Below are 10,411 nucleotides of genomic sequence, written 5' to 3'. Positions count from 1 at the left end.
CCCATGCCCCATGCCCCATGCCCCATGCCCAATGCCCAATGCCCCATGCCTAGTCCCTTCAATTCTGCAAGCTGATCCAGAAAAAAGCGTCTCGATTGAATTTTTCACCCTTTCCAAGTCCTACAATATGGGCGGTTTCCGTATTGGTTACGCCATCGGTAATGCCCAGTTAATTAACGCCTTACGGCAGGTAAAAGCCGCAGTTGATTTTAATCAGTATCGCGGGATTTTGAATGGTGCGATCGCTGCCCTAACTGGCCCTCAAGCTGGGGTAAAATCTGCTGTCGCTACCTTCCAGTGGCGGCGTGATGCTTTCATCAGTGCTTTACACCGCATTGGCTGGAATGTTCCTACTCCCAAAGCCACAATGTACATTTGGGCAAAATTGCCCTCAGCTTGGAGTCAAAACTCCATAGAATTTTGTACCCAGCTAGTTAAACAAACTGGTGTAGCCGCTTCCCCAGGTGCTGGCTTTGGCAAATCTGGAGAAGGGTATGTCCGTTTTGCCTTGGTGCATGAGCCACCTTTGTTAGAAACTGCTGTGGAAAGAATGGCTGAGTTCCTTCATTAAATTTCTTCTCAAACTGAACGCCAAGGATTTTTTGCGCTAAAACTCCTTTAAAACTTCGTTTCCAGTCCTGGCTGGAAATGCTCTTCATTGGGCTGCTGCCGCAAGTCTTGAGGCGGCAGCCCGCGATTAGGCATTAAGAGTCGGAGACTCTTAACGAGACAATCTCTAAAAGCTGGTTCTAGATTGGCTTTCACTTTAAGTTGACACCAATGACAGCTGTACGTCGCTACGAATCACCGTATTATACTGAACTTAAAAATAAGTCAATGTATTTTTAACAACTATCACTTTCTAACAAAATATGTAATTAAACGGTTAAAAATATCGAAACATTCTTCATCTTTTTATTGATAATCAGCAGTAACTTTACCCAATAAGGTCTCCCCGTTTCTTAAACTGGGTTTGTACGCTCAGCTACCAAAGATGGCTAACAATGCAGGTCGCGCTTAAAAGCCGCCGTATTGCTAAAAAGCCTGTAGTCAAGACAGCCCAAGCCTAAAAACGGCAGTAGTTTAAAACTTAACTTCTAAACTGACAGAGACTTGAAAAAATGAAAATGACTTTTCAGAAACTTGTAATTGGTGCCTCAATGGCTATTGGTGTGAGCGCGATCGCTACTGCTCCAGCACATGCTTTATCATTAACTTTCAACAACGCAAATGAAATTAAAACCTATACTGGTGGGTCGAATGGTAATTTTATAGCAAATGATACTGTAGCTGCCTCCCAAGCTCTGACTGATGGTAATGTCTCCTCTAATGTCGAGCTTTGGTATACTGACGAAAACCCAACTTCTAACGTTGGTTTCACCGCCACAGAAGGAAACTACAGTGCCACCGTTAGCAGTGTCACTGCTAGTGACTGGAGTAGCTTTAGTTCCCAATGGCTGGGTGATTTGTTGAATACCTATACTCCATTCAAGTCAGTGTGGAATGGGTTTTCAGCGAGTACCCAATCATTAATAACGAGTTCTTTTCCTTCATTGGGGATAGGAGATCCTAACATTGGTAGCTTCCAATTCGGTCAAAATGGCGGTGTGGAACTGCAATTGGTTGGTGACTTGGATGTAAAGACCAAACTCTCACAGACAATTTCTACTGATCTTGGCCAAGCGTGGGATGGAGGAGTGAAATCACTATTTCCAGGCAAAACAAGTCTAAGTATAAGCGCTTTAGATGTTCAAACTAAGATTTCATTACTTCAATTACTGCCCACATCAGCTACCCTGCAAACTCAAATAAATCAACTGACATCATACAAAGACCTCCTCAACTTCCAAGCGACATTAAACGTCTACCAAGGTAAAATTGGAGCTAGTGAAATTGCCAAAGTAGTTACCGATAATAAAACTTACTACGCCTATAGCTTTAACTCCACTGCATCTGGAATCACAGCCTCTGATGACGGCGTATCCTACAGCGCATATTACACTTGGAACACACCTGGATACACCGCTCCCACGCCTCCTTCAAGCTCAGTTCCAGAACCATCAGTAATGCTTGGTCTGCTGGGTGTTGCTGGCGTCTTTGTAACGCAACGCAAATTTAAAAAAGTATCTATTTAAAATTGCGGGTTCAAAACTACAAATAAGTAAGGGAGCTAACAGCTCCCTTTTTTTGATGAATAATTCCTTCAAACTATAAGATGATTTAATCTTCTAGGTTATACTATTTCTAAAAATATTTGCAACAAACGAATCGGTTGTAAGGATCTACATCTGTATTCCCCTACTAACGTATTTGTAACAGGGATTTCGTGAAATGGAATTACTTACCCTCACATCCAGATGAAAACTGTTCTAGTAAGGGCAATTACCATACCGTTACTTCCAGGATTACTTAAGTATTATTACCTATAAGAATTAGACGATTCAATTTTTAAAAGCAGCAGTTTATTTAATACTATAAAATATAAAAAATCCGTAAAGAAAAAGTTAATTTTTAATTAAAAATATCATTAGGGATAATATTATTAAGTATCGTAGTATAGGTAAGTAAATTTGAATTATTAATATCTTTGACTAGATTACATAAGTAAAATTTCTATTTTTCACCGTTTAAATGCACTACCGTTTTAGTTTATGGTAATAATTGTTAGCTTTTACTTAAGATAATCAGATAACAGGTAGCAATGACAGCACAATTACTCAATATAGATCAGCCATTGCGGTCACACAAGGTTAGACGAATTTTGCTAGTTGAAGACCATTATCTCAATCGGATGTTACTGAGTGACTATCTAACTTACTGTGGGTACGATGTCCAAAGCTTATCAGAAGGCTCTACTTTTTTCTCAACTATAGAGAAATTCGAGCCAGATTTAATGTTATTAGACTTGAAATTGCCAGATATTGACGGTTATTCGCTCTTAAAACAAGTCCAGCAAAAACCTGAGTTGTCAAAAATACCTATCATTGTGGTTTCAGCCTTTGCTTTTAAAGCAGATCAAGAACGAGCTCTAAGTTTGGGCGCACGTCGCTATTTTGTCAAACCTTTAAAACTCAAGGATCTCATTCTTACAATTGAAGAAGAGTTTAGTTTTTGCCACAGATAAAGTTTTCTGCTGGGCGTGCATTTACTCCGCTTTTTCGTTAGCGATGAACTCTTCCACACGCTCACTAAGATTTTGTAGAGAACTGCCAATTTTTGAAATTTTATGTTGTACTTGCGCTAACAATAAAACTGCTGTTTGTAGCTCATTGAGAGTTTCAGCCATAGCCTCACGGTACTCGGCTTCAAAGTCTTGCAAATTCATAGTTTAGCTCTTGTTTGAAATTATGATAATAGCTATATTCTTAATCATAATCGTAAATTTAACTTACTAAATCCGTTAATTCGCTTAGTGTTATCAGTCCAATAAAAAAACCGAAATATTGTAAATTAATAAATTATTTACCTGACATTTATATAAGCGATATCTAAGCAGATTTTTTGTGATTAAAAATCAAGATGTAAAGCTAGTAAAATCACTAAATAAAATATTATTATCTAAAATATAAAGTTTCAACTAATAAAGTATTATCGATTTAAAAATGTTAATTATAAATTCAAAAAGCAAAGTTTTTATTCTGACAGTAGCAGCCGATGACTAAGGTCGCGGCTAGACAAACTCTCGTCTGCTTCAAAGTTCTGATGCTTGCAGCAAGTTTTCTGGCAAGCGTCTAGGTCGAAAACTGACCCTCAGACTTCTCGCTGAGTAAAAAATACTAGTCCCCAGTCCCTCTTTCATTGAAAGTCGGCGGGAAACTCCATCCCAAGAGTGGGTGGAGAGGGATAGCCGCCCCCCGACTTCGGGCATTGGGCATTGGTGATTCTTCGCCATACCCAAAAACTCCAACCCAATAGTGGGTGGAGTTTTTCATGGGTTCTGGTGTATGCAGTTTATGACGGCTACTTTATATTTACTTGATAATAGGACTTACGCACTGTACAAATTTATCGTGATGTGCATTAACAAAAATAGGTTGTTTCAGGCTTTTCTGAATTATCCTTTGATCGTAAATAGACGATGCTGTAGGGGAAAAGCCATGCTAAACCCCTACGAAAGATGTGGGTTTTCACCTGCCACATATTTGGTATTTCTTGTCAATGCGTAAGTCCTAGATAAATAGTCTGTTAAATCGGCACGAAAAAATAATTTTTCTTAAAATAGAGAAAGATTACCTAATTTTGGTTGTGACAATATCTACTCAAATATTACCACTGGTTAAAGAGCCAGAACGACTGGAAAACCGTCTAGCCGAAATTCCACCGGAACCGGGGGTTTATTTCATGCGGGACAAGAGCGATCGCATTATATATATAGGTAAGTCACGTAAGTTGCGATCGCGTGTCCGTTCCTATTTCCGGGATGGCTACAACAAGAGTGAACGTATCGCCACGATGGTCAAGTTGGTGACAGAAATTGAATTCATCGTCACTGATACGGAAGCCGAAGCGCTAGCGCTAGAAGCCAATTTGATCAAGCAGCACCAGCCATACTTTAACGTGCTGCTCAAAGATGATAAAAAATATCCCTATCTCTGCATCACTTGGTCAGAAGATTATCCGCGAATTTTTATTACCCGTAAACGTCAATTCGGTAAAGAAAAGGATAAGTTTTATGGCCCTTATACTGATGCTGGTTTATTACGAGAAATTGTCCGCATCTGCAAGCGCATCTTTCCACAGCGACAACGACCTCAACCACTTTTTAAAGACCGTCCGTGCTTAAATTATGATTTAGGGCGTTGTCCGGGTGTGTGTCAACAGCTGACTTCACCAGAAGAATATCGCAAAATTGTGCAAAAGGTAGCGATGGTCTTTCAAGGTCGAACTCAGGAACTAATTGATATTTTGACCCAACAGATGAACGCCGCCGCTGAGAACTTGAATTTTGAGTCAGCGGCACGAATTCGTGATCAAATTTCTGGGTTAAAGTCGCTGACAGCCGACCAAAAAGTTTCCTTACCAGATGATACCGTTTCGCGGGATGCGATCGCACTGGCAGCCGACGAACAGCACGCTTGCATTCAACTATTTCAGATTCGCGCTGGGCAATTGGTAGGACGTTTGGCTTTTGTAGCGGATGCTCATGCGGAACCGGGAGCTATTTTACAACGAGCTTTAGAGGAACATTACCAAACTGCTGACTCCGTGGAAATACCCATAGAGATTTTGGTACAGCATGATTTACCAGATGGTGAGATATTGGCGGATGTCTTAACTCAACGTAAAGGCAAAAAAGTCACAATTTTGACTCCTTTGCGGCAAACTAAGGCAGAATTAATTGAGATGGTAGAGCGAAATGCTCAGTATGAATTGCAAAGAATGCAAAAATTTGGCGATCGCAACCATCAAGCAATGCAAGATTTAGCGGCTATTCTCGATTTACCAGATGTACCTCACCGCATCGAAGGTTATGATATTTCCCATATTCAAGGGTCAAATGCTGTAGCTTCGCAAGTTGTGTTTATCGATGGATTACCCGCCAAACAGCACTATCGCCACTACAAAATTAAAAATCCCACTGTGACAGCAGGACACTCAGATGATTTTGCCAGTCTGGCTGAAGTCATCCAGCGGCGGTTTCGCAAGTATGGGGAAGATCAGCAATTAGCACGTTTGGGTAATCCCGACTGGCCTGATTTAATCATGATCGATGGTGGTAAAGGTCAATTATCATCGGTTGTCGCTATCTTGCAAGAGATGAATTTATTAGAAGACTTGCGAGTTGTGAGTTTAGCAAAGCAGCGAGAAGAGATTTTTTTACCCGGAGAATCTAAACCCTTGATAACTGATGCAGAACAACCGGGGGTACAGTTATTGCGGCGGCTGCGGGATGAAGCGCATCGGTTTGCAGTCAGTTTCCATCGTCAGCAGCGCAGTGATAAATTGAAGCGATCGCGTTTAGATGAAATTCCTGGCTTAGGACATCATCGACAAAAGCAGCTACTAGGACATTTTCGCTCAGTCGATTATATTCGGCAAGCAACAACCACACAACTAGCTGAAGTAGCAGGAATTGGGCCGCGTTTGGCTCAAGAAATTTACGATTATTTTCATCCTGCTTAAAGTGACAACTCCCACTCTCACTTTGAAGACTTATCCTCACACACATTTTCGTCACAGTCAAAGTGTCGCACAGACAGGCAATCCCGCCCAGAACTTAAGTTCTGGGCTGATAGCTAAAGTTCACTCAAGTGGACTAAAATTTTCCCTTTTACACAGGATAGCCATCTATAGCAGGGGACTGGGGACTGGGTTGAAAGTCTGTTTGTATATAGGTTTTATCATCAGTTAATGTCCTAACCTTCTTGTCCGTTGCTATACATAGCTTAAAATCTTGTATGTAGTCCTCTTAAAAGGACTTTAGCTATTAGCCTCGGAATTTATTCCCAGGCGGGATGGCAACGAAGCCCAAGATTTATTTGATGTTGGTAATTATCTCACCAGAATTTAATCTTATCCGCTTTTTCGGTCAAAATTCATTCTGAATTCTGACTCCCGACTCCCGACTCCTGAATTCTGTTTCGATAAATATTGTCAGCAAATATTAACTAAATCTTAAGATAAAAATTTTGTTACTAAAGATACAGTAATTTTCCTGGTTTAATTTTTGAATACAAGAACGGCTTTTTTTGTAGTCGTCTGAAATGACTATAAATAAGGCTCTCTCAAGGCATTAATCATAGGGATCAATAAATCTCTAAGCAGTATTTAATTAAAAAATAATTTATGTATCTAAAGTAGGAGGGTAAAATCACCTAAGTTTTAGGATAATAGATAAAGATATCGAAAAGTTTTCAGACTTGAAATTTCGTTTAAAATAATCAACCAATATTACGGCAGTTTGTTAAGTTGGGTTGAACCAAAATTTTTCCTGGTTTAACTTGTAGCTTTACTAAGTAAAAAATAATTACAACCAGAGGTTTTAAAATGCAGACAGTACAAAAGATTTACTGCCCAAATTGTGGCAGTCACGCGGAGCGTTATTATATTTCTGATAGTCAATTAACTCGGACACAATGCCCAAGTTGTGACTACTTGATGATTACTTGCACTCGTACTGGCAAAGTCATTGAGGCTTATGCCCCTGGCATTTACGCACACCGCTAGATAATAAAAATTAAGAATTGGAGAATGTTTTCTCTAATTTTTAATAATAAAGTTATTTATCATAAATTTGGAACACTTCATAGGTTGTCCTTCTGTTGTCTGAGTTCCTGCTGTCGTCTCTGTTGTTCTAATCTCAATTCTTGCTGTTGTCTAAATTCTTGATCTTGTCTGAGTTGTTGCTGTTGTAGTCTGAGTTGTTGCTGTTGTGTAAATTCTTGCTGTTGTAGTCTCGTTTCTTGCTGTTGTAGTCTCAGTTGTTGCTGGCGTCTGAGTTCTTGCCGTTGTCGTGAAAATTCTTGCTGTTGTATTTTCAGTTGTTGTTGTTGTTGTTGTGGTTCTTGAAAGTGTAGCCGTAGCCATGTTTCCTGAAATTGCTCTTGTGTTTGCTGAGTTTGTTCCTCTTGTTGTTGTCTTATTCTTTCTTGAAAAGACTCAGGTTGCGGAGGATTCGTCTGAATTATTTCTCCATAAGCAGGAGAATTCATCGCCAAAGCTTTTGCAACAACAATCACTAATAACCATAATTTAAGCATCAATGAGCGATTCAACATACAACTATTTGATCAATGGCGTGTGGCAATACACATAAGTGATAAGGCCGCTTGTGGTGAATTAGGATTGATACCAGACCAGTATTGAGCCAAGCGATACTTCTTGTCAGATTCACCGTAATTGCCTTGCAATACTTCTGCACCACAGGTATGGTTGTGGGGATAAACCTTGACACTAAAGCCAAGTGGCTCCAGAATTTTGTAGTAAAGCTCTGGCGTTACTCCATCCCCAGGTCGGTGATGAACCTCAGTTGCTAGTCCCCAAGTTTGCTCTGCTGGTGAGGTATGACCTCCTCGTTTGATTAGCCGATATAGCCCTAAGCGTAAGTTCCATAACCACAAACCTAATCCTTGGAAGTTCCAGGCAGTTAACTGAGGGTCGTGGTCTGTGATTAGGATGCCGCCTGGACGGACTAAACGTGCTGCTTCCTTCAACACGATGTCCATGTACTCACAGTGGTGCAGTGTAGCATTAAGTACTACGATATCAGCAAAATTAGAAATTAAAGGAAGTTGATGGGCATCTGCAAGCACTGGTATATAGCCAAGACGTTGAGCCATAGACAATGCCCCGTAGCTAATATCTACACCTATTAACAATTGTGGTTTTCCTCCAAGCGTTGCATACAAATTGCCCGGCCCACAACCAATGTCTACAACAATTTTATGATCCCAACTCCCCGTAGCCGCTTCCCAGCAGGACTTGAACAGTTCATCACGATGACAGTTTTCAAAATAGTTTTTTGCCCATTCTGGATGCCCAAAGTAATAACTATTCGCTTTGATGGCTGGACTGGAAGTAGAAATAGGAAAATTGAGGATATCTTGTTTATCTAAATCCACTCTCAAATCAGCAGCAATATAAGGTCTTAGAACTGAATATGAAGAAGTTGGCATAACTATCACCTGCTATATAGAACTTGGCTAAACTTATTTAAAGTTAGTCATTCAACTAAAGCAAGCTTCAAAGGGTCTGCTTCTTGCTTCATCCAAGGAAGACGGCTTCAACAGTCCCCAAGCGTAATTCGGGGGTAGCCCACCCTACTAATGATTAATATGTTTCTGAATCTTTTAGCCATTGGACATCCGTTATTTTCAGCAGATTTAACAAAACGTGGACTCCCGTTTGACCTGTAAGAAGGCTTGCTAGTTTTGACGCGACCGTGGTTTACAAACCAGATAATTTTGCCTTGGTTTTCGGCATTAATTACATTCTACAAGGAAATATTGCTTATTTTGGTGAAGTTTAGATGGCTAAAATGCAAGTTTTTCACAATTTAGTATTGCTCTATTAATATCCTGCTTCAGTTCGCTACAAACTGAGCGAACCCTGAAATTTCTTAAGGGACTGACAAATAAAAAAACATCCCAAATTTTCTTGTGGGATGGGTGTCCGCACTACGTGCCGCTACGCGAACACGCGTCCCATATTCAGGGCGGGCTTTCCGGGCCACCCCACAAGATGGATAATTTATTTCTTGTCAGTCGCTAACCTAGCAGTATTGCCAGGTATGTGTGAGGTCAAAGTAATTAAGTTTACTGAGTGCAAGAGGTTTAATTATTACTTGCTCTTAGTTGCCCGCAAGCAGCATCAGCTTCTAAACCACGGGAATAACGGACACTAACAGCAATATTTTGCTGCTTGAGGATGTTGACAAATGCTTGAATGCGATCGCGGTTGGGGCGTTTGTAGTCTACTTCTTGGATGGGGTTGTAAGGAATCAAATTCACATGACTTTGGAATCCTCGCAGGCATTTTGAAAGTTCCAATGCATGTTCTGGCAAATCGTTAACACCAGCAAGGAGAACATATTCAAAGGTAAGGCGACGTCCAGTGATTTCCACATATTCCCGACATTCAGCCAGTAAATCTTCTAGAGGATAAGCGCGGGCGCTGGGGATGAGTTTTTCCCGCAGTGCTTGGTTGGGTGCATGGAGACTAACAGCAAGAGTGATTTGCAAATGGTTTTGCGCCAACTGACGGATGCGATCGCGAATACCAACTGTAGAAACTGTCAGCGATCGCTGTCCTATACCGACATCTTGATTGAGGCATTTCAGGGCTGCTAGGACATTCTCAGTATTCAACAACGGTTCACCCAGTCCCATAAACACCACATTGCTAACCCGTTGCTGAAAATCTTCTTGCACAGTTAACACCTGATCGACAATTTCATGGCGTGCTAGGTTGCGTTTGTAGCCACCTTTACCAGTAGCGCAAAAATCACACGCCATTGGACAACCCACCTGAGTCGAGACGCAAACTGTCAGACGGGCTTTTGGGCCTTCTCCCCTTTCTGCAAAGGTGGGGATACCAACAGTTTCAATAATTTGCCCGTCTGTTAATCGTAAAAGATATTTCACCGTACCATCGGGTGCCACAGAGCGGTAATGTAAAATTGAGCGCCCAATCGGGATTTCTGCTAATTCTTTCCGCCATTGCTTGGGGAAGACAGAAATATCAGCTAGCGATCGCACCCCTTTATCATAGATCCATTCATGCAGTTGCTTTCCTCTGTAAGCAGGTTGTCCCTGCTGCTGTACCCAAGTAGTTAACTCCGCAACGGTGGCACCTAGTAGGGGAGGGATTAATTCTGATTTTCCTGGGTTGTGTAAGTCAACCTGAGATACAAGAGGCGTAGCAGACATAAAAAATCACGAGTTGATGCTGGATCTCTATACTACACCTGCCA

General features: G+C 41.0%; 11 protein-coding genes. 5 read left to right on the top strand and 6 right to left on the bottom strand.

The annotated features are described in order from the left end of the window. The coding region (locus tag HWQ41_RS14030) for an aminotransferase class I/II-fold pyridoxal phosphate-dependent enzyme (protein WP_292763570.1) at positions 1-571 on the top strand (571 nt) is incomplete at its 5' end. 47 nt (positions 572-618) lie between these two features. Here HWQ41_RS14030 and HWQ41_RS14025 read toward each other — a convergent pair. Continuing rightward, the gene (locus HWQ41_RS14025; RefSeq protein WP_292763569.1) at positions 619-765 is read right to left on the bottom strand and encodes a hypothetical protein; all 147 of its coding nucleotides are present in this window, start codon (positions 763-765) and stop codon (positions 619-621) included. A 362-nt stretch (positions 766-1,127) separates the two neighbouring features. Between HWQ41_RS14025 and HWQ41_RS14020 the strand changes: the two genes are divergently transcribed. Continuing rightward, positions 1,128-2,135 carry an NF038130 family PEP-CTERM protein gene (locus HWQ41_RS14020; RefSeq protein WP_292763568.1) on the top strand — a complete coding sequence of 336 codons (1,008 nt, stop codon included), beginning with the start codon at positions 1,128-1,130 and terminating at the stop codon, positions 2,133-2,135. 566 nt (positions 2,136-2,701) lie between these two features. Further along, positions 2,702-3,124 carry a response regulator gene (locus HWQ41_RS14015; RefSeq protein ID WP_292763567.1) on the top strand — a complete coding sequence of 141 codons (423 nt, stop codon included), beginning with the start codon at positions 2,702-2,704 and terminating at the stop codon, positions 3,122-3,124. A gap of 21 nt (positions 3,125-3,145) precedes the next feature. On the opposite strand, the gene HWQ41_RS14010 is transcribed toward HWQ41_RS14015, so the two are convergent. Both HWQ41_RS14010 and HWQ41_RS14005 read right to left on the bottom strand, forming a co-directional pair. Further along, on the bottom strand, positions 3,146-3,325 hold the full coding sequence (locus HWQ41_RS14010) for a hypothetical protein (RefSeq protein ID WP_292763566.1): 180 nt from the start codon (positions 3,323-3,325) through the stop codon (positions 3,146-3,148). Positions 3,326-3,691: 366 nt separating this feature from the next. After that, complete coding sequence (locus HWQ41_RS14005; RefSeq protein ID WP_292763565.1) at positions 3,692-3,892, bottom strand: hypothetical protein; 201 nt, start codon at positions 3,890-3,892, stop codon at positions 3,692-3,694. Between the two features lie 353 nt (positions 3,893-4,245). On the opposite strand from HWQ41_RS14005, the gene uvrC reads away from it, so the two are divergent. After that, a complete protein-coding gene (gene uvrC / locus HWQ41_RS14000; RefSeq protein ID WP_292763564.1) occupies positions 4,246-6,123 on the top strand; it encodes an excinuclease ABC subunit UvrC in 1,878 nt (625 codons plus the stop codon). An 864-nt stretch (positions 6,124-6,987) separates the two neighbouring features. Further along, on the top strand, positions 6,988-7,167 hold the full coding sequence (locus HWQ41_RS13995) for a replication restart DNA helicase PriA (RefSeq protein ID WP_292763563.1): 180 nt from the start codon (positions 6,988-6,990) through the stop codon (positions 7,165-7,167). Between the two features lie 77 nt (positions 7,168-7,244). Here HWQ41_RS13995 and HWQ41_RS13990 read toward each other — a convergent pair whose 3' ends face one another. From HWQ41_RS13990 to rlmN, 3 genes are all read right to left on the bottom strand, one after another. Then, the gene (locus HWQ41_RS13990) at positions 7,245-7,718 is read right to left on the bottom strand and encodes a hypothetical protein (RefSeq protein ID WP_292763562.1); all 474 of its coding nucleotides are present in this window, start codon (positions 7,716-7,718) and stop codon (positions 7,245-7,247) included. A 12-nt stretch (positions 7,719-7,730) separates the two neighbouring features. Next, complete coding sequence (locus HWQ41_RS13985; RefSeq protein ID WP_292763561.1) at positions 7,731-8,615, bottom strand: class I SAM-dependent methyltransferase; 885 nt, start codon at positions 8,613-8,615, stop codon at positions 7,731-7,733. A 657-nt stretch (positions 8,616-9,272) separates the two neighbouring features. Continuing rightward, positions 9,273-10,367, bottom strand: coding sequence for a 23S rRNA (adenine(2503)-C(2))-methyltransferase RlmN (gene rlmN, locus HWQ41_RS13980; protein WP_292763560.1), 1,095 nt, complete (start codon positions 10,365-10,367; stop codon positions 9,273-9,275). Between the last annotated feature and the right edge of the window lie 44 nt (positions 10,368-10,411).

The sequence above is a fragment of the Nostoc sp. NOS(2021) genome (genome assembly GCF_017115025.1).
In the GTDB taxonomy this organism is placed as follows: Bacteria; Cyanobacteriota; Cyanobacteriia; order Cyanobacteriales; family Nostocaceae; genus Nostoc.
Note: the sequence above shows the minus strand (reverse complement) of the source record. Positions and strands in the feature narration are given on the sequence as shown.